Origin of the sequence: Flavisolibacter ginsenosidimutans (assembly GCF_007970805.1) — a bacterium.
In the GTDB taxonomy this organism is placed as follows: domain Bacteria; phylum Bacteroidota; class Bacteroidia; order Chitinophagales; family Chitinophagaceae; genus Flavisolibacter; species Flavisolibacter ginsenosidimutans.
In genome coordinates, this window is record NZ_CP042433.1 from 2,051,346 (window position 1) to 2,073,019 (window position 21,674).

Consider the following 21,674-nt stretch of genomic DNA (forward strand, 5'->3'; position numbering starts at 1 on the left):
ATTTCTGAGCGTTTTTTTATTAATAAGGTTTTTCTCTACACCAGGTATCCAAACAAATTATCGTCGTTTCGCAATTCGGTGTAATTGATTTGATAGCGCTTTAAGTTCTCAATCAACACATCGTAATCATGACGGGACTTTAACTCAATTCCCACCAATGCCGGCCCCGTTTCCTTGTTGTGCTTTTGCATGTATTCAAAGCGGGTAATGTCATCGGTTGGACCCAAAACGTGATTGACAAACTCTTTCAACGCACCGGGACGTTGCGCAAAGCGAACCAGGAAATAATGCTTGAGTCCTTCGTATTGCAACGAACGTTCTTTAATCTCCTGCATGCGGTCAATGTCGTTGTTGCCACCGCTCACAACGCAAACGACTTTCTTGCCTTTGATCTGCTCCGCGTAATTGTCCAAGGCCGCAATGGACAAGGCTCCTGCCGGTTCAACGACAATTGCTTCTTCGTTGTATAGCTTTAAAATTGTTGTACAAACTTTTCCTTCGGGAACAAGATGCAATTCATCAATTACTTCCCGGCAAATCGGGAACGTAATGTCGCCAATGCGTTTTACTGCCGCACCATCAACAAAGCGTTCAATGTTTGGCAAGGTCACCGGCTCGCCGGCTTCCAGCGCCGCTTGCATCGAAGGTGCACCTTCGGGTTCAAGGCCAATGATTTTTGTTTTGGGAGAGAAGGTTTTAAAGTATGAACCCACACCCGAACAAAGGCCGCCACCGCCAATTGGCAGGAACAAAAAATCAATGTCTGATTGCTCGTCTAAAATTTCAACGCCAACCGTTGCTTGTCCTTCAATAATGCGGTAATCGTCAAAAGGTGGAATAAAAGTCAAATCGTTTTCAGCCGTGTATTGCTTGGCCGCAATCGCACAATCGTCAAACGTATCGCCGATCAATTTCACCTCAACAAAATCTTCACCGAAGGTTTTCGTCTGCTGTATCTTTTGCTGCGGCGTTACAATCGGCATGAACACCACGCCTTTTGCCTGCAACTTCTTGCACGAATACGCAAAGCCCTGCGCATGATTGCCGGCACTGGCGCAAACCACGCCGCGCTGCAGTTGTTCTTTCGGCAAACTGCTCATCATGTTGTAAGCGCCACGCAACTTGTAACTGCGCACCACTTGCAAATCTTCACGCTTCAGGTACACTTCGCAACCGTAGCGTTTTGACAAGGTTAAACTTAAGGCCAGTGGTGTTTTGGTCACCACCGGCTTCAGTCGTTCAACAGCAAGATGATAGCTTAACTTAGATGATATGGTATGGGTGTTAATCACGGTACAACGGTGAGGTAAACTTTACTTTCTGAAATTTCTTTTCGTGAGATGATTGCTTTGGCTCAGCGGGCTCCTGGTTTTCCGGACGCAGGCTGCGAACCGTTTTGCCGGCTTGCCACAATTCGCTTTCACGCAGTTCTTTCAATTCTTCTTCCAATCCTGCACGGTAATCAGCCTTGCTGTTGCTTTCAATTGATTTTGCTGCTTCTTTTCCTTCGGCAACACTTTCGTACAATTCTTTAAACACCGGCGCGGTTGCGTCGCGGAACTTCTTCCACCAATCCAACGCACCACGTTGTGCGGTTGTTGAGCAGTTGGCGTACATCCAATCCATTCCGTTTTCAGCAACCAACGGCATGAGCGATTGCGTAAGTTCTTCAACCGTCTCGTTAAAAGCTTCCGAAGGCGAGTGGCCTTTCGAACGCAACACGTCGTACTGCGCAGCAAAAATGCCTTGAATGGCACCCATCAACGTACCGCGTTCGCCGGTCAAATCGCTATACACTTCTTTACGGAAATCAGTTTCAAACAAATAACCACTACCAACGGCAATGCCTAACGCAATCACTCTTTCAAACGCACGACCTGTTGCATCTTGATGAATCGCGTAAGAGCTGTTCAAGCCACGCCCTTGCAAAAACATTCTGCGCAGCGACGTGCCCGAACCTTTTGGTGCTACGAGAAACACATCTACATCAGCCGGCGGAACAATACCGGTTTGATCGTTATACGTAATGCCGAAGCCGTGCGAGAAATAAAGGGCTTTGCCCGGCGTTAAATATTTTTTTACAGTTGGCCAAAGTTGAATCTGTGCGGCGTCGCTCAACAGGTAGCAAATGATGGTGCCTTTCTCCAGCGCTTCTTCAATTTCAAAAAGCGTTTCACCGGGAACGAATCCGTCTTTCACGGCCTTGTCCCAGGATTTTGAATTCTTGCGCTGGCCAACAATTACGTTAATGCCGTTATCGCGTTGGTTCAATGCTTGTCCGGGACCTTGCACACCGTAACCAATCACCGCTACGGTTTCGTTTTGTAAAACTGCTTGTGCTTTGGAAAGCGGGAACTCTTCGCGAGTCACGACGTTCTCTTCCACACCACCGAAATTTAATTTTGCCATTGTTGAAGGTTTATCTCCATCCAAAAAGATGAAGAGGTGAATAATGATTGTTTTATTTATGAACTAAGCTTCTGTACTTCTATTAAACTTTCGTTGCGTCGCACTCTTGTACGTTCGGAATAATAAGCGGCGGCCCATCCCGACCTTCCCGGTGGGAAGGCCATCTGCGCACAGCCCTTGTTTTTCAACGTTTCCATGTTTTTTAATCATCAAGAAAATGCAGCAATTTCTTCTTGCTGTTTTGAAACCCTGCATCCCCTTCCCACCGGGAAGGGGCTTTAGCACCATCTTACTGCTTTAACGAAAAGCCGTTGGGGATGGGCTACACATCAAACACTTCCTCCTGCTGATTTAAGTATTCGTTCGTCACCAGTTCTCCCGAAGGATTCAATGCTTCAAACTCTTTCAGTTTCTCGTGGAAGCCGTGACTGTCCTTGATGATGGCAACTCTTGCGCTACGCACAAATTCAATAAGCCCGTAAGGTTCCAATACTTTCAAAAGCTTTTCTGTCTCCTCACGATGACCGGTTGTTTCAAACACGGTATAGTCTTTCCGAATCACCACCGCTCTCGCACCAAACTCACGCAACAGTCTTTCTACTTTTACTTTCTCCGCAATTTCATCAGTGGGCACTTTGTAAAGCGCCAGTTCCTGCCACACAATCTCATCGCCGCTGTTGTAATACGCTTTCAACACTTCCACTTGCTTTTCAATCTGGCGGGCCAGCTTGCGCACCACTTCTTCCGTTTCGTTAATCACAATGGTAAAGCGATGAATGCCGTCAATCTCCGAAGGCGAGCTGTTCATGCTTTCGATGTTGATTTTGCGGCGGGAAAAAATAATCGCAATGCGGTTCAGCAAACCGATTGTGTTTTCCGTATAGATTGTTATGGTAAATTCCTGTTTGAACATGGCTTTCTATTTAAGACGTATATCGCTTACACTCGTTCCGGCTTCCACCATTGGGAACACGTTGTTTTCCTTTCCCACCATTACTTCAAGCAAGTAAGAGTCTTTGTGCGCCAGCATTTCCTGCAACGCAGCTTTCAAGTCTTCTCTGTTTGAAATGCTTTGCCCGTCAATGCGGTAAGCTTTTGCCAACTGCACAAAATCGGGGCTCTCCATATCTACGAATGAATAGCGGCGGCTATGGAAGAGTTCCTGCCACTGGCGCACCATGCCAAGGAAACGGTTGTTTAAGATGAGGATTTTCACGTCAACGCCACATTGCATGATGGTGCCGAGTTCTTGCAGCGTCATTTGAAAACCACCGTCGCCGATAATGGCAACAACGGTTCGGTCTTGTGCACCAAACTTGGCGCCGATGGCCGCAGGCAACGCAAAGCCCATCGTGCCTAAACCGCCTGATGTGATGTTGCTCATGCTTTGATTAAACTTTGCATAGCGGCAAGCCACCATCTGGTGTTGGCCTACGTCAGTAACTATTACCGCATCCCCGTTGGTTAATTCATTCAATACCTTCACCACTTCACCCATCGTCATTTCTTCGGTGGAAGGGTTTAATTCTTTATAAATGCAGGCGGCAATTTCTTCCTGCTCTAATTGCTTGAATTTTTGCAACCACTGCGGGTAACATTTCTGTTCGAGCAATTCGGTTAGCAAAGGCAAAGTCTCTTTGCAATCGCCCCAAACAGGAACCGTTGCTTTTACGTTCTTGTCGATTTCAGCCGGGTCAATGTCAAGATGAATAACTTTTGCTTGTTTGGCATATTTGTCAAGCCTTCCGGTCACACGGTCGTCGAAGCGCATGCCGACGGCAATCAACACATCGCATTCGTTCGTCAACACGTTGGGCGCATAGTTGCCGTGCATGCCAAGCATTCCCACATTTAACGGATGGTCGGAAGGCAGCGCACTCAAACCCATGATGGTCCACGCCGCGGGAATGCCCGAGCGTTCGATAAACTGTTTGAATTCTTTTTCGGCTTTGCCGAGAATTACACCTTGTCCAAAAACCACGAAAGGTTTTTCCGCAGCGTTAATAATTTCAGCAGCTTGTTGAATGTATTCTTTGCGCACAATCGGCTTTGGACGATAGCTGCGAATGAACTCGCACGTCGAGTAACCGCTGTACTCAAATTTTTGCACTTGTGCGTTCTTCGTAATGTCAATCAACACCGGTCCGGGACGACCGCTTTTTGCAACGAAAAAAGCTTTTGCCAAAACGGAAGGAATCTCGTTTGCGTCGGTCACCTGGTAATTCCATTTGGTAATGGGTGTTGTGATGTTGATGATGTCCGTTTCCTGGAAAGCATCCGTACCTAACAAGTGTGCGAATACTTGTCCCGTGATGCAAACCAGCGGCGTGCTGTCAATCTGCGCATCGGCTAAACCAGTTACTAAATTTGTTGCACCGGGACCGCTTGTTGCAAACACAACACCGGTCTTGCCCGATGTTCTTGCGTAACCCTGCGCCGCATGTATTGCTCCTTGTTCGTGGCGAACAAGAATGTGTTCCATTTTGTCCCGGTAATCGTAAAGCGCATCATAGATGGGCATGATGGCACCACCGGGATAACCGAAGATGGTCTCCACGCCTTCCGCAAGAAAAGCTTCCATCACCGCCACAGAACCGCTGACTTGTTGCACGACCACGTTTGCGGCGTTTGCCTGTGGTGTCTTTGCTTCAGTTGCCTTTTCTTTTGCGTTTACGATTGTTGTTTGCATAAAAAATTGTTTGATAACCTACACGGATGTCTTTTCCCGTTTTGCGGACCTCTTGTCTGCCGTTGCTGATGTACCGGGCGCTTCGTCGGTCACGCAACCTTTTGCTGCATCTGTTACCTGCATCGCATATTTGAAAAGAAGCCCTTTTGTTGCTTTCAACGGTGGTTGCTTCCACGCTGCACGACGACGCTGAATTTCTTCTTCATCAACGTTTAACGTGATGGTGTTTGCCGTTGCGTCAAGCTCAATAATGTCCTCATCTTTGACCAAGGCAAGCGTTCCACCATCAAAAGCTTCGGGTGTAATGTGGCCAACTACAAAACCGTGTGTGCCGCCGCTGAATCGTCCGTCGGTAATCAGTGCAACAGATTTTCCCAAACCTGCGCCAATGATAGCCGACGTTGGTTTCAACATCTCTGGCATGCCCGGTCCGCCTTTTGGCCCAACGTAACGAATAACCACTACATCACCGGCTTTTATTCTTTTCGAGTTAATTCCTTCAATCAATTCATGCTCGCCATCAAAAACCCGTGCAGGGCCTTCAAAGCGTTCGCCTTCTTTACCGCTGATCTTTGCCACGCTTCCGCCTTCGGCGAGATTGCCGTAAAGAATTTGTAGGTGACCGGTTGCTTTGATAGGATTTGAAACGGGATGAATGATGCCTTGCTTCTCGAAATCTAAATCAGGTATTGCTTCAAGGTTTTCAGCAAGCGTTTTTCCTGTTACGGTCAAACAATCGCCGTGAAGGAAACCCTGTTGCAACAAGTATTTCATCACCGCAGGAAGGCCACCGTGTTGATGAAGATCCTGCATTAAATATTTACCGCTCGGTTTGAAATCAGCCAGCACCGGAACCTTGTTGCTAATAACTTGGAAATCATCTTGCGTCAATTCAACGTCAACGCTTTTTGCCATTGCGATTAAATGCAAAACAGCGTTTGTAGAACCACCCAATACCATGATGGTGACAATCGCATTCTCGAATGCTTTGCGAGTCATGATATCTTTTGGCTTGATATCTTTTTCCAACAAAAGACGAATCGCTTTTCCCGCTTCCAAACATTCTTTCTTCTTCTCTTCGCTGATAGCAGGATTTGAAGAAGAATAAGGAAGACTCATTCCAAGTGCTTCAATCGCAGCGGCCATCGTGTTGGCCGTGTACATGCCACCGCAAGCGCCGGCACTGGGACAAGATGCTTTCACAACGGCCTTAAAATCTTCCTGCGAAATGTTGCCCGCAATCTTTTGCCCGAGTGCTTCAAAAGCAGAAACAATATTTAAGTCTTGGCCGTTGTAATGACCGGGTGCAATCGTTCCGCCGTACACCATAATCGAAGGGCGGTTCAAACGTCCCATTGCTATAATAGAACCCGGCATGTTCTTGTCGCAGCCAGGCAAAGCAATCAATCCATCATAGTATTGCGCACCACAAACGGCTTCAATAGAATCAGCAATCACATCACGACTCACCAACGAATAACGCATGCCGTCGGTGCCGTTGCTCATGCCGTCGCTCACGCCGATGGTGTTGAAGATGAGGCCTACAAGATCCTCGTCCCACACACCTTGCTTTACAATCTTTGCAAGGTCGTTCAGGTGCATGTTGCAGGTGTTTCCATCATAACCCATGCTAACAATGCCCACTTGTGCTTTTTGCAAGTCATCATCGGTTAAACCAATGCCGTAAAGCATGGCTTGCGCAGCGGGCTGCGTTTCGTCCTGCGTGAGAACCTTGCTGTATTTATTCAATTCGCTCATGCTACTTGTGCTACAGTTCTGTATTCTTTTTCGAGTACAACGTTCTTGTACGCTTTCTGGATGATAGCGCCAAGGCTTTCTTTCCACGGCTTTGCAAATGCAACGCCGTCAAGTGATTCAATGCCGATGACTTCAGCAGCCGTCCCGCACATGAAAGCGCTATCAACACCACGCACTTCTTCAGGCTTGATTTGTCGCTCGACAACTTCAATACCCAAGCCTTCGCAGATTTCCAAAACCGTTGCACGAGTGATGCCGGGGAGAATGCTGCCGAGTTGTGGCGTATGCAACACACCGTCTTTTTCAAAGAAGATATTGGCGCCTGGCCCTTCGGCTACAAAGCCTTCCACGTCGAGCAAAAGCGCTTCGTCAAAGCCTTTGTCTTTTGCCTCCTGGCTCGCCATAATGGAATTGATATAGTGACCCGAAACTTTTGCTTCCACACGGAAACAAGCGGGTGTGATTCGGCGGTAAGACGACGTACTTAAGCGTAACAACTTCTCGCCCAAATAAGCGCCCCATTCCCACGCGGCAATCAGGATTTGAGCATCCTTGCCTTTGGTGAGTTGCATGTTGGGAGGACAAGTGATTAATGGCCGCAAATAAGCATCGGTGAAATTGTTCCGCTTCAAAACCTCGTACGAAATTTCCGTCAGCTCGTCGTTGTTGTAAGGATAAGGAATGCCGATGCTTTCCGCAGAAAACTGCAAACGGTCGTAGTGTTCCTTGGCCTTGAAAATCCGGGTTCCGTTTTGGGTGTTGTACGAACGGATGCCTTCAAAAACAGCGTAGCCATAATGCAAAGACTGGTCGTAAACATTGGCTTTTGCATCGGTAGCTTTTACAAACTCACCGTTGAAAAAAACAATCGTGTTCTCGTTGTAGTACATACAAGGGTTTAAATAATGATGAATCGTTACGTTAAACGTTCAGAAAGCAGGCAATCGTTATTCAACCGTTGTAGCGCTTCTTAAATCAGCGTGGATTTGCGTAGCTCGATGTTCAGTTGATTGATATCGGTCGGGATGCGGTCAGCCACAAAGTCGCTGATCAAATCCCCAATCGTTGATGTGAAGTAGTAATTCAAAGGGTCGATGTCTTTCGTCACAAACTTTGACGAAAGCGTCCATTCAACAGCTTTCCGCACAAGCTTCGCTTCTTCGTTCATGCCGAGGTATTCAAGCATCAGGGCAGTAGAAAGAATAGAGCCAATTGGGTTGGCAATGTCTTTACCCGCCGCTTGCGGATAAGAACCGTGAATGGGTTCAAACAAAACCGTTCCCGTTCCAACAGAAGCTGAGGGCAGCAAGCCGAGCGAGCCGCTCAACACCGAAGCTTCGTCGCTGATGATGTCGCCAAACATGTTCTCAGTAAGCACAACGTCAAACTGTTTCGGGTTGAGAATGATTTGCATCGCAGCGTTGTCCACAAACATGTAGTCAACGGTGACGTCAGGATATTGCGGCGCAATGTCCTGCACCACTTTGCGCCAGAGACGAGATGTTTCCAACACGTTTGCTTTATCAACCAGCGTTAATTTTTTTCTGCGCTCCGGCTTTTGTGCAAAGTGAAAAGCAAGATGCGCAATGCGTTCGATTTCTTCTCTTGTGTAAGTGCAGCTATCGCTTGCTGAACTTCCGTCTTCAGCTTTTTGTTTGTTGCCGAAATAAATGCCGCCGGTTAATTCACGAAAGATGATGAAGTCAACGCCTTCAAGATTCTGCGGCTTCAGCGGGCAAAGGTGATGAAGCGAAGCATACGTATTAATTGGGCGAATATTTGCATACAACTGCAACTCTTTGCGAATGCGTAGCAAACCTTGCTCGGGACGAACCTTCGCCGTTGGGTCGTTGTCATATTTCGGGTGACCGATAGCGCCAAACAAAATCGCATCGCTGCGGCGGCAAATTTCCAGCGTTTCATCAGGCAATGGGTTGCCGGTTTTGTCAATCGCATCGGCGCCCATCAAACCGTATTCGTAGCTAAACTCGTGACCAAATTTTTCCGCCACTGCATCCAACACTTTCAGTGATTGTTGCGTAACCTCCGGACCGATTCCATCTCCCAATATGACTGCAATGTGTTTCTGCATTTGACCGATTGTTTAGGCTTGTGCTTCCTCGAATTTTTCGATGTCGCTTTTAATGCTCAACAAAAAATCAATGTCATCATAGCCGTTGAGCAAACATGTTTTTTTATAGTTGTTGATGGCAAAGCTTTCGCTTTCGCCGGTTGCATCTATCGTGATGGTTTGCGCTTCCAGGTTCACCGTCAGCGTAGTGCCATTTGGCTGCGCAAATATTTTCTGCAGAAAGGCATCGCTTACTTGCACCGGCAACAAACCGTTGTTGAGCGCATTGTTTTTAAAAATGTCGGCAAAGAAGCTTGACACGACAACTTTAAAACCGTAATCCGCAATTGACCACGCAGCGTGTTCACGGGATGAACCGCAACCGAAATTTTTTCCCGCAACCAAAATTTCACCCTTGTATTCCGGGTTGTTCAAGATGAAATCTTTCTTCGGGGCCGTTTCATCGTCGTTCTCGTAGCGCCAGTCACGAAACAGGTTTTTGCCAAAGCCAACTTTGGTTGTGGCTTTTAAAAAACGAGCCGGTATGATCTGGTCGGTGTCAATGTTTTCAATCTTTACCGGAACAAACGTGCTTTTGACTATGTTAATCGGTTCGCTCATTTCTTTTTGTACTTAGCTGTATTGCTACTATTAAACTTTTGTTGCGTCGCACTCTTGTGCGTTCTTATTTCTATTGAACAAAATCCAACTCTCTTACGTCGGTAACGACGCCGGTAAGCGCTGCCGCTGCCGCTGTTAACGGACTTGCCAACAATGTTCTTGCACCAACGCCTTGTCTTCCTTCGAAATTGCGATTGCTCGTTGAGATGCAATATTCACCTGCAGGAATTTTGTCTTCGTTCATGCCGAGACAAGCACTGCACCCGGCCTGGCGCATTTCAAAACCGGCTTCTTCAAAAATTTTATCAAGGCCTTCCGCTTTTGCTTGTTTGGCCACTTGCTGCGAACCCGGAACGATCATCACTTTCACGTGCTCGTTCTTCTTGCGGCCTTTCACCAGCGATGCCACCATGCGCAGGTCTTCAATGCGGCTGTTGGTGCAACTGCCGATGAAAACATTTTGCACGGGCATACCTTTCAGTTTCTTGCCGCCTTCAAGACCCATGTAGTTCAACGCCTTTGCAATGTTCTTGCGTTCCGATTCATCAGGAATGCTTTCGGGTGAAGGAACCAATCCGTTGATGGCAATACCAAGACCAGGATTCGTACCGTATGTAATCATTGGTTCAATATCGGCGGCATTGATATTTATTTCCGTGTCAAATTTTGCATCGGCATCGCTGTACAATTCTTTCCACGCTGAAACTTTCGCCTCCCACGCCGAACCTTTAGGTGCAAATTCACGGCCTTTGATATAATCGAACGTGATTTCGTCCGGTGCAATCATGCCGCCACGTGCACCCATCTCAATGCTCATGTTGCAGATGGTCATGCGGGCTTCCATGCTCAAGGAACGAATGGTAGAACCGGCGTATTCAACGAAATAACCCGTTGCGCCGCTGGCCGATATTTTTGAAATGATGTAAAGAATAATGTCTTTCGATACCACGCCTTTGTTCAACTCGCCTTCGATGTTGATGCGCATGAGTTTTGGCTTGCTTTGCAAAAGGCATTGCGAAGCAAAAACCATTTCCACTTCACTGGTGCCGATGCCAAACGCAATGGAACCAAATGCGCCGTGCGTAGATGTGTGGCTGTCGCCGCAAACGATGGTCATGCCCGGTTGCGTAATACCAAGTTCAGGTCCAATCACGTGAACAATTCCCTGGTAAGGATGGCCCAAACCGTATAATTCAATCCCAAACTTTTTACAGTTCTCAATCAGTTGTTCCACTTGCATCCGAGACAACTGGTCTTTGATTGGCAAGTGCTGATTTTGAGTCGGTACGTTGTGGTCAGCGGTTGCCACTACTTGCTCCGGCCGAAACACTTTCAGTCCTCTTTTTTCCAATCCCGCAAAAGCCTGCGGCGAGGTGACTTCGTGAATAAAATGCCTGTCAATGTACACCACGTCCGGTCCGTCAGGAATGGATTTCACCACGTGCTTCTCCCAAATCTTTTCAAACAATGTCTTGCTCATTACGCTACTTGGGGTTGTGGTTGATAATGGTTGGCTAACACTTGCAGGTCTTCGTCTTTTACTTCTTTCTTTGAGTCCGCAACTTTTAAGAACGACTCGTACAAAACATCAATGTCGTTGCGGTTAAACTGGAAGCCGAGTTTCTGAAAGCGGTGCGCCAAAGCGCTTCTGCCGCTTCTTGCGGTAAGCACAATCTTGCTTTGCTCCGCTCCTACTTCTTCGGGATCAATGATCTCGTAAGTCAGTGCGTCTTTCAAAAAGCCGTCTTGATGTATTCCGGATGAATGCGAGAAAGCATTGGCTCCAACAATAGCTTTATTTGGTTGAACCGGCATGCGCATGGTATCTGAAACCAGGCGGCTCAATGGGTTTAGGCCCTTTGAATTAACGTCTGTATAAAGACCCAGGTGTTTGTGTTGCTTTAAAATCATCACCACTTCTTCCAGCGATGTGTTGCCGGCTCTTTCGCCCAGGCCGTTGATGGTGCATTCAATTTGGCGTGCACCGTTCATAACACCGGCAATGGAATTGGCCGTTGCCAAACCCAAATCGTTGTGGCAATGGCAAGAGATAACAGCCTTGTCAATGTTGGAAACGTTATTTATCAAATACGCAATCTTTTCACCGTATTGATGCGGAAGGCAATAACCCGTTGTGTCGGGAATGTTTACCGTGGTTGCACCGGCTTTGATGACGGCCTCAATGACTTTTGCCAGGTAAGCGTTTTCAGCACGGCCCGCGTCTTCGGCGTAAAACTCCACGTCGTCGGTGAAGTTGCGTGCCCAGGTCACGGCTTGTATCGCTCTTTCAATGATCTCTTCGCGGGTAGCGTTGAACTTGCTTTTTATGTGGTAATCCGATGTGCCGATACCGGTGTGGATGCGCGGACGCTTGGCGTACTTCAACGCATGTGCGGCCGTTTCGATGTCTTTTTTAACCGCACGGCTCAACGCACAAACCGTGGCTTCGGTTATAACTTTTGAAATCTGTTCTACCGACTCAAAATCGCCGGGACTTGAAATGGGAAAGCCCGCTTCGATGATGTCAACGCCCAGGCTTTCGAGTTCCAACGCAAGCGCAATTTTTTCCGGTGTGTTTAATTTACAACCGGGGACTTGCTCACCGTCCCGCAGCGTTGTATCAAAAATGAAGACTTTGTTTTCGGCCATGATGTGTGTGATTGTGAAGATTCTTTGTGCCTATCCATCTTAAAATTAGACTGCCTGCATTCGGCGGGAAAAACAAAATATGCGGTATTTTGCACCCATGAAAATCCGGCAAGGCCTCTGAAACCCTTGCCGGACGTGGTTTCCCGCTAAAACATTATATCATGCCCAGCCGGTCGGCCGACACTTTATTTCAACTCATTCACTCCCTCCAGAAAGCAGAAAAAAGGGCTTTTAAGCTTTATGCCAAGCGTCACAGTGCCAACGAAGACCTGAAGATGATCCAGATGTTTGACGTGATTGACAAAATGCCGGAGTACGACGACACGGTTTTGTTAAAGAAACTTGAATTCACCAAGAAGGAACAACTCGCCAACCGAAAGGTGCACTTGTACAAACAAATTCTCGCCAGCCTTCGCTTACTTGAAAGCAACGAGCACATTGACATTCAACTGCACGAGCAACTGGACTATGCCCGCATTCTTTACAACAAAGGTTTGTACCTGCAAAGCCTGAAGATTTTGGAACGAACAAAAGAAGCGGCAAAAGCCACGCACCAGGACAGCTCGCTTTTGCAGGCGTTGTTTTTAGAGAAGAAGATTGAAGCCCTGCACATCACCCGCAGCTTAAAAGACAGGGCGCAGCAAATAGCCGTTGAATCCAACGAATTGATAAAAGGCCTTTCGCTCACCTCGCACCTTTCTAACCTTGCGCTTGAATTATACGGCTGGTACATCAACTACGGCCATGCACGCAACGAAGAAGACGAACGAAGCGTTTATAATTTCTTTCACCAGAACATTGCCGGCATTGAAGAGATAAAAGATTTTTACCAAAGGCTTTACTACTACCAAAGCTTTTGCTGGTATGCCTTTATCCGTTTGGATTATTTGATGTATTACCGTTACACCCAAAAATGGGTTGATCTTTTTCACACCGAACCGCAGATGATCGAGATTGAAACGGCGCATTACATCAAGGGGATGCACAACCTGATCAGTGCGCATTTTGATTTAAGCAATTACGAAAAATTTGATGCCGATTTAAAAACCTTCGAAGAATTCAGCCAAACCGATTTTGTACGCAACAACGAGAATAACGCCATTCAAACCTTTGTGTATTTGTACACGTCCAAAATCAACAAGCACTTCATGGAAGGTACTTTTGACGAAGGCTTGAAGCTGGTGCCCGAGATCATGCAAAAGCTGAAGGAATATGCCTTGTACATGGATGCGCACCGCGTGTTGGTTTTTTATTACAAGATCGCTTCGCTTTACTTCGGCAGCGGCGATTACGACAACACCATCATCTACCTTTCGAAAATCATTAATTGGAAAGTAAATCTGCGTAACGACCTGCAATGCTATGCAAGATTATTGCACCTGATTGCGCATTATGAATTGGGCAATTATAATTTGCTTGAATACCTGATTAAATCCGTTTACCGCTTTATGGCCAAGATGGAAAACTTAAGCATTGTTGAAGAAAAGATTTTTCACTTTTTGCAACAGTCCTTCCATTTAAAACCAAAAGAACTGAAACCGGAGTTTGAAAAGCTGCTGGCTGAACTGAAGGAGATTGAGAAAGATAAATTTGCCAGCCGAGCCTTTGCTTATCTTGATATCATCTCCTGGCTTGAAAGCAAGATTTACAACCTGAACGTGCAAGACGTTATCCGCTCGAAGTTTTTGGAAAGGAAAAAGCAAAAATCATTGTCCGTTTGAGTGTGTCGCAAAAACAAAGAGTCGGAGGTTCATCATCCTCTTGTTCTACACAGCATTTCCGTACTTCTTTCCGCATCTTTGCCGCATGACACGCGAAGAAAAATTTATGCAGGAAGCGATTGCGCTTTCAAAAAAAGGAATGGAAGCCGGCGAAGGCGGGCCCTTTGGCTGCGTTATCGTAAAAGACGATGAAATCATTGGCCGCGGAAACAACAAGGTTACATCGTTGAACGACCCCACCGCTCATGCCGAAGTCGTTGCCATTCGCGACGCCTGCAAAAGCCTGAACGCTTTTCAACTCGAGGATTGCGAAGTGTACACAAGTTGCGAACCTTGCCCCATGTGCCTCGGCGCCATTTACTGGGCAAGAGCAAAAAAAATTTACTTCGCCAACAACCGCCAGGACGCAGCCGCCATCGGCTTTGACGACACGATGATATATGAAGAAATGAACAAGCCTCTGAACGAAAGAAAAATCCCGATTACATCCATCGCCCGCGAAGAAGCCATCAAGGTTTTTGAAGAATGGAAAATAAAGGGCGACAAGACGCTTTATTAAACCGGTGCGGCATTTGCAAAGAAAGAGGCTATGGCAAAATTATTTGAACCCCTGCAGCTTGGCAATATAGAATTAAAGAACCGCATCGCCGTTTCGCCTACGTGCGAATACAGCAGCGTTGACGGCTTTGCAGCCGACTGGCATTTAGTACACTTGGGAAGCCGCGCCGTGGGTGGCGCTGGACTAATCATCGCCGAAGCAACGGCTGTTTCTCCGGAAGGCCGAATCACGCCGGATGACTTGGGTATCTGGAAAGACGAACACATTTCTTTTCTGCAACGCATCACAGCGTTTATTAAAGAACAAGGTTCGGTGCCGGGCATTCAACTCGCACATGCGGGACGAAAAGCCAGCCATCAATCGCCGTGGAAAGGCGGGCAACCGCTAACAAAAGAAGAAGGCGCGTGGCAAACGGTTGGCCCAAGTGCGAGCCCTTTCAAAGAAGGAACACCTGCGCCGGAAGCGTTAAGCAAAGAAGGCATCCGGAAAGTGATTGATGATTTTAAAGCGGCAACAACAAGGGCGTTGAAAGCGGGGTTTGAAGTGATCGAAATTCACGCGGCGCACGGTTATTTATTGCACCAGTTTTATTCGCCATTGAGTAATCTGCGCAGCGACGAATATGGCGGAAGTTTTGCAAACCGCATTCGCTTAACGTTGGAGATTGTTAACGCCGTAAAAAATCTTCTCCCGCAAAATTTTCCCTTGCTTGTGCGCATCTCCGCAACCGACTGGATTGATACCGGTTGGACGGTTGAGGATTCAGTTGAACTCTGCAAAGAATTAAAAAAGGCCGGTGTGCATTTGGTGGATTGTTCAAGCGGCGGCAACGCATTGGGTGCACGAATTCCGCTCGGCCCGATGTACCAAACATCTTTTGCCGCCCGCATAAAAAAAGAAGCCGGCATCATGACCGGCGCTGTCGGATTAATTACAACGGCTACTGAAGCCGAGAATATTCTTCAAAATAACGAAGCCGACTTGATATTGCTGGCGCGGCAGTTTTTACGCGATCCCTATTTCCCCTTGCACGCCGCGAAAGAATTGGGTGTTGATGCGGCCTGGCCCGTACAGTACCAGCGGGCAAAAAACTAAGTACGAAAGATATTCAGGTTGATTTGTCCTTGTTCTTTTTCTTCTTTCCAAAAATCTTGTCGAAGAAACGGCGGATGCCGCTTTTGCGTTCTTCTTTTTTTGCCGACGAATCAACCGGTTTTGCAATGGGCTTCGGTTCTTTTTTTACAACCGTATCATTAGGCGACATGTAAAGCGCCGCGGAGTAAATGAGTTTGTGATTGGCGTTGTCTTTCCAAACCGGTTGCGAAGGCGAATCAAGGTACACACTCTTGTCCATCAGCGATTGCACCACTGCCGGAATTTGCTTTTGCGTGATCCAGGTCTTTCCGTCGTTTCCCAGAAAAATATAATCCTTGTTGGCGCTGTCGAAATAAACGTTTGCCTTCGGGAAAAAATAATATTGCGGCGGCGGCAAAGCCGTGTGTGCGGAAACGCTGGTTCGCTCTGTTTTATCGTTGTTACAGGCAAAAAGCGCAAGACCAAATGTGATCATAAAAAGCGACCGCGTCATGCTTCTTTCTATTCAAGAAGCGTTCCAGCCTTTATTGAGGCTGGTTCGTCTGGTCGTTGATGTTTAGTTCGTTCAAGAGTTTGCGAGCCGTTGTATCGCCGCCGTTGGCAGCCTGTGTAAGAAAGAGGCGTGCTTTGGAAAAATTTTTATCAAACGTACAAGTTGTGTAGCCATTAATGCTTAATACAGCTTGGTTTTCTGCAAACATGTACAAGAAGCCAAGCGTTCGTTTGGCGGTAAGATTGCCCGCATCGCTTGCCTTGCGCAACAAGTTCATGGCATCATCGCAATTCAGCGCCGGATTTTTCCCCTGCAAAGCAAGATTGGCCGCACCGTACATTGCTTCCGGCACATTGAAGGGAAGAAGAAAATTGTAAATCGTCAATGCTTCGGCTGTTTGGTTATTACTTAAATACTGGTCGGCCTGCGATAACTGTGTTCTGATTTGCGCATCGGAAGGACGTGTATTGGCCGAATCTTTTTGTTGCTGCTGCCACTGCGCAGCGGTTACCAAATCCGCTTTCTTCAGCCAGCCTTTCGTCGTTTTGCCGTTCTTGTGAAACTCGGTGTACACAAAACCGTTGCGGTCATCGTAAGCCGTTATCCCGTCGCCTTTCTGCACCCAGGCACCGCGTTGCGTGGCTTCGTCGGGTTCGTTGTGAAAATAAGAAGCCGACACGTTCACCACGTAATCACCCATTGCAACCAAGGGCTTTTCCTGCTGTTGTTGCTGCGCTGTATCGTTGGCCGTTTTTGTAATCTCTGTTTCTTTTGGTGATGCCGAATTAAACAGCGCATAGGCCAAGCCACCGGCAACCAAAAACGTAAGCACAAAGGCAATAATCCAGGCTGTGCTTTTCTTCTTTGGTGCTTTGTAGTCGTCTTGCCCGGGATAGCGTTCAGCGCCTGCGGCATAAACGGGAGTGGCTTTCAGCCGCTGAAGTTCAGCATCCTTTGCTGTGAGTTGCTGTTGCAATTGTTGCTTTTCCTTCAACAGCTTTTCCGCCTGCGCTTGCCATGCTTCCGATTCGCCTCCGTCGAATTGTGAACGATAATTGGCCACGCTGTTGGCAACAATAAAATTGTGCAACTCGGTGCCGTTCGCAAATCGTTCTTCGGGTTTTTTGCGAAGGCAGCGATAGATCATGCCCAGCATCCACTCAGGCACCTGCATTTCTTTTTGTTTCTTTTCCGCATCCCAATTATCGGGAAGGTTTCTGCGGCGCAGTTCTTTTAAATCGGGCGGCTGTGTTTCCATGTGCGCCACCATCACCATGTTCCGCGCCGTTTCGCTGTTGTCGGCCAGCGGAAAAGGAACACGGCCCGCAAGCAGTTCAAAAAGAATAACGCCGAAGCCGTAAACATCGGTTTGAAAAAAGAGTTGACCGGCGCTTTGTTCGGGTGCCATAAACTCAATGGCACCGGCGTGACGCAAGGACGTGCGGCGTTGTTCGTCGCTCATGGCCGCAAGACCAAAATCCAATAAAATATAATTGCCGGTTTGCTTGTTAAACTTGACGTTGTTGCTTTTCATGTCGCCGTGCTTTACATCAAGGCGGTGACAGTGCGCCAGGGCATTTGACAATTGTTCGGCAAGTTTGACGACTTCTTTAATGGTGAAGACCGTATCGTGCGGCGGTTTCAGCAATTCCTCCAAATCCGGCCCTTCAATAAATTCCATTTCAATGAAGGGAAAGGAACCCGAATCGGTGATGCCGTAATTGAAGATTTTTACCACGTTCGGGTTGGGTTCTTCGTTTACCTTCTTCAGTTTTTTGACTTCGTTTTGAAAGGCAATGAAGTTTTTATCCTGCTCGCTTTCGCTGTGGATGGGCGTGGGCAAAAGTTTTACCGCGGTAATGATTTCACCGATGCGCTTTGCCTTGTACACCGAGCCTTGCCCGCCGGTTTTTAAGGCCCCCATGTTCTGAAGCCCTTCCGTGATGGTAAACACTTTTGCCATGAAGTAAAAATAAGAAGGCGCAAAGGATTGTGGGAAAGAAAACGTGAGTAAACAGGCGACCATACAAAATGTATAACGCGGTGGATTGTCCTAACGACAATACGAAATGTATAACGTTAAGTATTGGGTTTCCAGATAGCGAACTTTTTTGGAGGGCACAGACAATAGCATAAATTCACGTGTTGGCAGCAGGCTAACCACCCACAGTCGTCAAAATTTGAAAATGAAAACAAGCATACTATTATTGATTACGGCGATAACGGGATTATTTTCCTATGGACAAGGCAATAAATCAAAACCAGATACTATTGATATCGAAACTATAAATTCGGCAAGGAGATATGAGTATGTTGATTTTTCAGGTAAGCATCTAATCATACAAAACAGCTTATCAAGAGGCATAAAATACACTGACCCTAATGGGAAGAAAGTAAATAAAGTTTTGTTCTGGACTCGAATAACCAATGAAACAGAAAATCCATTAGAATTGAATTTAGACTTTCCTACAGAATATGAAGTTCCGTCTTTACCAGGTAAATACTTTAAAATATTGCTTCCACCTGATACAATGACACTTGATAAAGAACCATTGCCAGATTATGGTATAATTGATTTAAAGTCTTTTTTAGATAATAATATTCATAAGCCGTCCTCTTTAAAAAGAACGATTAACCCGAACGAATCAGGTGGCTTTTACGTTGCCATTCTCTATGACGAAGGCGTCGTTGGTCCATTTCGAACAGGACTAAGTATTAAGGGGCAAAATCTTGTTTATAAAGTTACACGATACGCCGGCAAACAAGGGGTTCTATTCGTTGACGAGAAAGAAATTAATTGTGGGCGCATTAATTTGAAAAATTTGGTGCGACAGAAATAAATGAAAGCCAGCGTACAACATCGGCTTTGTGCAAGTGGGGCATGACGTTGTTACTTCAGCTAAGTGCAAGCATCAGCTTCAGTTTCAACGTGACGAACAACATTCAGCAACAGAACAAACAATGAACTTTAATTTATAAATTGAGCAGCGGTTACGAGCAGACGGTATGCTAATTTCCCACCAGCACAAAGCCCTGTTCGTTAGCAAAAACCCTAAGCATTCCCAACTAAAACGGCTTCAAAGATTGTTTAATTCCCGCTGCCTGTTGTGTCCTTTTCTTTTTTTACTTCTTCTTTTTTTTCAACAGGCGCATCTTGTTTTTCATCTGCCGGAAGGGTCTTTTTCCGTACTGTATCGGCAGCTTTTCGAACAGCCGGATTCGCGTTATCGCTGCCAGTTACGACCGAATTTTCCTTCTGCTTTTCTTTTTCAATTGCCGCTTCTTTTGAAAGCAACTCCTCCGGCGTAATCTCCTTCCTTGCCGGCTTTTCCGCGCTGGCTTTCGGCAGGTGCGGCCGGCTTTCCTTTGCGGCACTCACGTTTACCGAACTGTCAACATAAGTGCTGTCCGCCGCTGTTGTAGAAACGGCGGCAGCGGTGCGGTGCTGAAAAAACAAGGAATAAATTGTTAGCAGCGTAAGAATTGTTGTGGCCACCATCAGGCTAACGAAAGCGCCTTTTGAAACGCCCCGCTTTGCCGGCTTTAACGGAAACGTTTCGCGGCCGTTGCTGCGCAAAACGTCCAGTTCCTGTGTTTGTTTGTAAAGGTTCGCTTCCAGTGCTTCGATAGTTTCCTCTTTTTGCTTTAGCTGTTTTTGCAATGTTTTTAATTCGTCCAGATAAGCCAGTGCCGCAAGGCTACTGCCTTCGTTTGTTCCAAATTGTGTGCTGTGCTGCACAATGGCTTCGTACAATTCTTCGCCGTTTTTAAAACGGTCTTCCGGATTTTTTTGCAGGCACTTGTCAACGATGGAAAGAAGCCAGGCCGGAACGTTCATTTCAGCGGCTCGCTTTTCTTCGTCCCAATCCTGCGGAAGATTGTCGTGGCGGAGCGAAAGTAATTCCGGCGGTGGTGCTTCCATGTGCGCCACCATCACTTTGTTGCGGGCCGTTTCGCTGTTGCCGTTTAACGGGAAAGGCACGCGGCCGGCCAGTAATTCGTACAATACGATGCCGTAACTGTATACATCCGTTTCAAAATACAAATGCCCTTCGTTTTGCTCCGGGGCCATAAACTCGATGGCGCCGGCATAACGCAAACTCGTTCGTCTTTCTTCATCGGAAAGTATGGCCAAACCAAAATCAATCAGCACATAATTACCGGTGTATTGATTGAACTTGACGTTGTTTGTTTTTACGTCGCCGTGCTTCACCCCTTGCTTGTGGCAATGCGCCAGCGCATAGGCCAGTTGCTCGGCAACCTGGATGGTTTGTTTGACGGAAAAAACGGAAGATTCTTTCAGCAAATCACAGAGATCAGGGCCGTCAACGAACTCCATTTCTATAAACGGAAAGCAACCCGTTTCGCTCACGCCGTAGCTCAAAATTTTCACTACGTGTGGATTGGGTTCCTCGTTTACGCGTTGCAACTTTTTTACTTCGTTGGCGAAGTCGCGGTAATGCGGATCGTCTTCGCTTTGCGAGACGATGGGTGTAGGTAACAGTTTTACGGCTGTAATGATTTCACCGGTACGTTTTCCTTTGTAAACCGAGCCTTGTCCCCCGGTTTTAACGGCGCCCATGTTCTCCAGCCCCTCGGTAATCGTGAACACTTTCGACATGCAAGAAACATAGCCAATTTACTGCCAAGTTTTGACCGCGGATGGCGCGGATTTAAAGGGATTGTCTGGATTTACAGCAGTCCTCTTTTCTATTCGCTTTGCTACACGCAAAAATCCGTGCTCATCTTTTTAAATCCCTGTCATCCGTGGTCTTTGTAGCTGAATTGAAGCAGGGCCGATTCACCCAGTACAATCTGGTCGCCTTCCTGCAAATGATGACCCACGCGAATGCTTTGCAAACGAATAATGTCGCCGTTAGTTGTTTGCACTTTTATTTTGTTGCGCGGGGGAATGCCGCCTTCATCCGCGTAAAGAAAAAACCCGCCGGCATCGCGGTTCCATGCAATGTGTGCGTGCTGGCGGCTGATGAACTTGTTGCTTTTGTTGTTGCTCTCCGACGGAAAAGCTATGTTGTTTTCGCGCATGAAACCTTCGGGAGTTTGCACACGCCTTTCACGACCGATGCAAACCTTACCGCCTTTGTCCGACAGCACATAAATTTCCTTTTCCGCTTCACCCGTCATCACCCGCAAATAAGCCGTCGTCAACGCCGTTAGCATTGGTTGCTTTTTGGTAGAAACGTGCAAAGCCACGGGCAAGTCTATTGCCTTTACGGCTTCGGCTGGCAGGGCTTCTACAAACAAAAATTCCAAAGTCCAATCGGCAGGAAGATCAATGGCGTAATCGTCGGCAATGCGCTGCACTTCTTCCTTTTTAAACTTGTCCGGATCGTCCACAAAAAGCGCCGCTTCGTACACGTGCCTTTCCTCTGCCGAAGGCGAAAGAAAAAGTTGCAAGCCTTTAAGGTTCGCGCCTTCGCCACCTTCCCATCTTTTCAATTGGTCTTTAATGAACAGGAGAAGATTCTGCCGCAGCGCTTTTACGTCGGGTGATGATTCTTCTTTTTTAAAAAAATCAAACATGTCTATTAAAGTTGTTCGTTGGTCGTTGGTTGTTGGCCGAAGAACAAAACGATCAACGTCCAACG

General features: G+C 47.0%; 19 protein-coding genes. 4 read left to right on the forward strand and 15 right to left on the reverse strand.

All coding sequences use genetic code 11. From position 1 onward, the window contains the following. Positions 1-35 precede the first annotated feature (35 nt). The 11 genes from ilvA to FSB75_RS08435 form a co-directional block, all read right to left on the reverse strand. Positions 36-1,292 carry a threonine ammonia-lyase gene (ilvA, locus tag FSB75_RS08390; RefSeq protein ID WP_227990852.1) on the reverse strand — a complete coding sequence of 419 codons (1,257 nt, stop codon included), beginning with the start codon at positions 1,290-1,292 and terminating at the stop codon, positions 36-38. Beyond that, positions 1,285-2,409: a ketol-acid reductoisomerase gene (ilvC, locus tag FSB75_RS08395; protein WP_146785539.1), complete on the reverse strand. Its 1,125-nt coding sequence runs from the start codon at positions 2,407-2,409 to the stop codon at positions 1,285-1,287. Before ilvC ends, ilvA begins: the two co-directional genes overlap by 8 nt. Positions 2,410-2,465: 56 nt before the next feature. Then, positions 2,466-2,606 (reverse strand): hypothetical protein, encoded by a 141-nt coding sequence (locus FSB75_RS21795; RefSeq protein ID WP_172623096.1) that lies wholly within the window; start codon positions 2,604-2,606, stop codon positions 2,466-2,468. 125 nt (positions 2,607-2,731) lie between these two features. Continuing rightward, positions 2,732-3,322: an acetolactate synthase small subunit gene (ilvN, locus tag FSB75_RS08400; protein WP_146785542.1), complete on the reverse strand. Its 591-nt coding sequence runs from the start codon at positions 3,320-3,322 to the stop codon at positions 2,732-2,734. 6 nt (positions 3,323-3,328) lie between these two features. Continuing rightward, the gene (ilvB, locus tag FSB75_RS08405) at positions 3,329-5,098 is read right to left on the reverse strand and encodes a biosynthetic-type acetolactate synthase large subunit (protein ID WP_146785545.1); all 1,770 of its coding nucleotides are present in this window, start codon (positions 5,096-5,098) and stop codon (positions 3,329-3,331) included. A gap of 18 nt (positions 5,099-5,116) precedes the next feature. Further along, positions 5,117-6,856 (reverse strand): dihydroxy-acid dehydratase, encoded by a 1,740-nt coding sequence (gene ilvD / locus FSB75_RS08410; RefSeq protein WP_146785550.1) that lies wholly within the window; start codon positions 6,854-6,856, stop codon positions 5,117-5,119. Then, positions 6,853-7,746 (reverse strand): branched-chain amino acid transaminase, encoded by an 894-nt coding sequence (locus tag FSB75_RS08415; protein ID WP_146785553.1) that lies wholly within the window; start codon positions 7,744-7,746, stop codon positions 6,853-6,855. Before FSB75_RS08415 ends, ilvD begins: the two co-directional genes overlap by 4 nt. 80 nt (positions 7,747-7,826) lie before the next feature. Continuing rightward, entirely contained in the window at positions 7,827-8,948 is a 1,122-nt protein-coding gene (gene leuB / locus FSB75_RS08420; RefSeq protein WP_146785556.1) for a 3-isopropylmalate dehydrogenase, read from the reverse strand. A gap of 12 nt (positions 8,949-8,960) precedes the next feature. Then, positions 8,961-9,548, reverse strand: coding sequence for a 3-isopropylmalate dehydratase small subunit (gene leuD, locus FSB75_RS08425; protein WP_146785559.1), 588 nt, complete (start codon positions 9,546-9,548; stop codon positions 8,961-8,963). Positions 9,549-9,618: 70 nt separating this feature from the next. Next, positions 9,619-11,028, reverse strand: coding sequence for a 3-isopropylmalate dehydratase large subunit (leuC, locus tag FSB75_RS08430; protein WP_146785562.1), 1,410 nt, complete (start codon positions 11,026-11,028; stop codon positions 9,619-9,621). Continuing rightward, the gene (locus FSB75_RS08435; RefSeq protein ID WP_146785565.1) at positions 11,028-12,197 is read right to left on the reverse strand and encodes a 2-isopropylmalate synthase; all 1,170 of its coding nucleotides are present in this window, start codon (positions 12,195-12,197) and stop codon (positions 11,028-11,030) included. The genes leuC and FSB75_RS08435 overlap by 1 nt, the downstream gene beginning before the upstream one ends. Before the next feature lie 161 nt (positions 12,198-12,358). On the opposite strand from FSB75_RS08435, the gene FSB75_RS08440 reads away from it, so the two are divergent. From FSB75_RS08440 to FSB75_RS08450, 3 genes are all read left to right on the forward strand, one after another. Then, positions 12,359-13,918 (forward strand): hypothetical protein, encoded by a 1,560-nt coding sequence (locus FSB75_RS08440; RefSeq protein ID WP_146785568.1) that lies wholly within the window; start codon positions 12,359-12,361, stop codon positions 13,916-13,918. Positions 13,919-14,003: 85 nt separating this feature from the next. Next, complete coding sequence (locus tag FSB75_RS08445; RefSeq protein ID WP_146785571.1) at positions 14,004-14,477, forward strand: nucleoside deaminase; 474 nt, start codon at positions 14,004-14,006, stop codon at positions 14,475-14,477. Between the two features lie 30 nt (positions 14,478-14,507). Then, positions 14,508-15,572, forward strand: coding sequence for an NADH:flavin oxidoreductase/NADH oxidase (locus FSB75_RS08450; protein WP_146785574.1), 1,065 nt, complete (start codon positions 14,508-14,510; stop codon positions 15,570-15,572). A 13-nt stretch (positions 15,573-15,585) separates the two neighbouring features. Here the strand turns inward: FSB75_RS08450 and FSB75_RS08455 are convergent, their stop codons facing one another. Beyond that, a complete protein-coding gene (locus tag FSB75_RS08455; protein WP_146785577.1) occupies positions 15,586-16,065 on the reverse strand; it encodes a hypothetical protein in 480 nt (159 codons plus the stop codon). 31 nt (positions 16,066-16,096) lie between these two features. Then, positions 16,097-18,091, reverse strand: coding sequence for a protein kinase domain-containing protein (locus FSB75_RS08460; protein ID WP_227990853.1), 1,995 nt, complete (start codon positions 18,089-18,091; stop codon positions 16,097-16,099). A gap of 160 nt (positions 18,092-18,251) precedes the next feature. On the opposite strand from FSB75_RS08460, the gene FSB75_RS08465 reads away from it, so the two are divergent. Next, the gene (locus FSB75_RS08465; protein ID WP_146785581.1) at positions 18,252-18,905 is read left to right on the forward strand and encodes a hypothetical protein; all 654 of its coding nucleotides are present in this window, start codon (positions 18,252-18,254) and stop codon (positions 18,903-18,905) included. A gap of 248 nt (positions 18,906-19,153) precedes the next feature. Here the strand turns inward: FSB75_RS08465 and FSB75_RS08470 are convergent, their stop codons facing one another. Together FSB75_RS08470 and FSB75_RS08475 are read right to left on the reverse strand one after the other, a co-directional pair. Continuing rightward, complete coding sequence (locus FSB75_RS08470; RefSeq protein WP_146785584.1) at positions 19,154-20,686, reverse strand: serine/threonine protein kinase; 1,533 nt, start codon at positions 20,684-20,686, stop codon at positions 19,154-19,156. 140 nt (positions 20,687-20,826) lie between these two features. Next, positions 20,827-21,609, reverse strand: a complete 783-nt coding sequence (locus FSB75_RS08475) for an FHA domain-containing protein (RefSeq protein ID WP_146785587.1) — start codon at positions 21,607-21,609, stop codon at positions 20,827-20,829. Positions 21,610-21,674: the final 65 nt, after the last annotated feature.

Bases quoted from the DNA above. Each gene is read 5' to 3' on its own strand.
- ilvC (WP_146785539.1), bottom strand. From the start codon at position 2,409: ATGGCAAAATTAAATTTCGGTGGTGTGGAAGAGAACGTCGTGACTCGC.
- FSB75_RS21795 (WP_172623096.1), bottom strand. From the start codon at position 2,606: ATGGAAACGTTGAAAAACAAGGGCTGTGCGCAGATGGCCTTCCCACCG.
- ilvN (WP_146785542.1), bottom strand. From the start codon at position 3,322: ATGTTCAAACAGGAATTTACCATAACAATCTATACGGAAAACACAATC.
- ilvB (WP_146785545.1), bottom strand. From the start codon at position 5,098: ATGCAAACAACAATCGTAAACGCAAAAGAAAAGGCAACTGAAGCAAAG.
- ilvD (WP_146785550.1), bottom strand. From the start codon at position 6,856: ATGAGCGAATTGAATAAATACAGCAAGGTTCTCACGCAGGACGAAACG.
- FSB75_RS08415 (WP_146785553.1), bottom strand. From the start codon at position 7,746: ATGTACTACAACGAGAACACGATTGTTTTTTTCAACGGTGAGTTTGTA.
- leuB (WP_146785556.1), bottom strand. From the start codon at position 8,948: ATGCAGAAACACATTGCAGTCATATTGGGAGATGGAATCGGTCCGGAG.
- leuD (WP_146785559.1), bottom strand. From the start codon at position 9,548: ATGAGCGAACCGATTAACATAGTCAAAAGCACGTTTGTTCCGGTAAAG.
- leuC (WP_146785562.1), bottom strand. From the start codon at position 11,028: ATGAGCAAGACATTGTTTGAAAAGATTTGGGAGAAGCACGTGGTGAAA.
- FSB75_RS08435 (WP_146785565.1), bottom strand. From the start codon at position 12,197: ATGGCCGAAAACAAAGTCTTCATTTTTGATACAACGCTGCGGGACGGT.
- FSB75_RS08440 (WP_146785568.1), top strand. From the start codon at position 12,359: ATGCCCAGCCGGTCGGCCGACACTTTATTTCAACTCATTCACTCCCTC.
- FSB75_RS08445 (WP_146785571.1), top strand. From the start codon at position 14,004: ATGACACGCGAAGAAAAATTTATGCAGGAAGCGATTGCGCTTTCAAAA.
- FSB75_RS08450 (WP_146785574.1), top strand. From the start codon at position 14,508: ATGGCAAAATTATTTGAACCCCTGCAGCTTGGCAATATAGAATTAAAG.
- FSB75_RS08455 (WP_146785577.1), bottom strand. From the start codon at position 16,065: ATGACGCGGTCGCTTTTTATGATCACATTTGGTCTTGCGCTTTTTGCC.
- FSB75_RS08460 (WP_227990853.1), bottom strand. From the start codon at position 18,091: ATGGTCGCCTGTTTACTCACGTTTTCTTTCCCACAATCCTTTGCGCCT.
- FSB75_RS08465 (WP_146785581.1), top strand. From the start codon at position 18,252: ATGAAAACAAGCATACTATTATTGATTACGGCGATAACGGGATTATTT.
- FSB75_RS08470 (WP_146785584.1), bottom strand. From the start codon at position 20,686: ATGTCGAAAGTGTTCACGATTACCGAGGGGCTGGAGAACATGGGCGCC.
- FSB75_RS08475 (WP_146785587.1), bottom strand. From the start codon at position 21,609: ATGTTTGATTTTTTTAAAAAAGAAGAATCATCACCCGACGTAAAAGCG.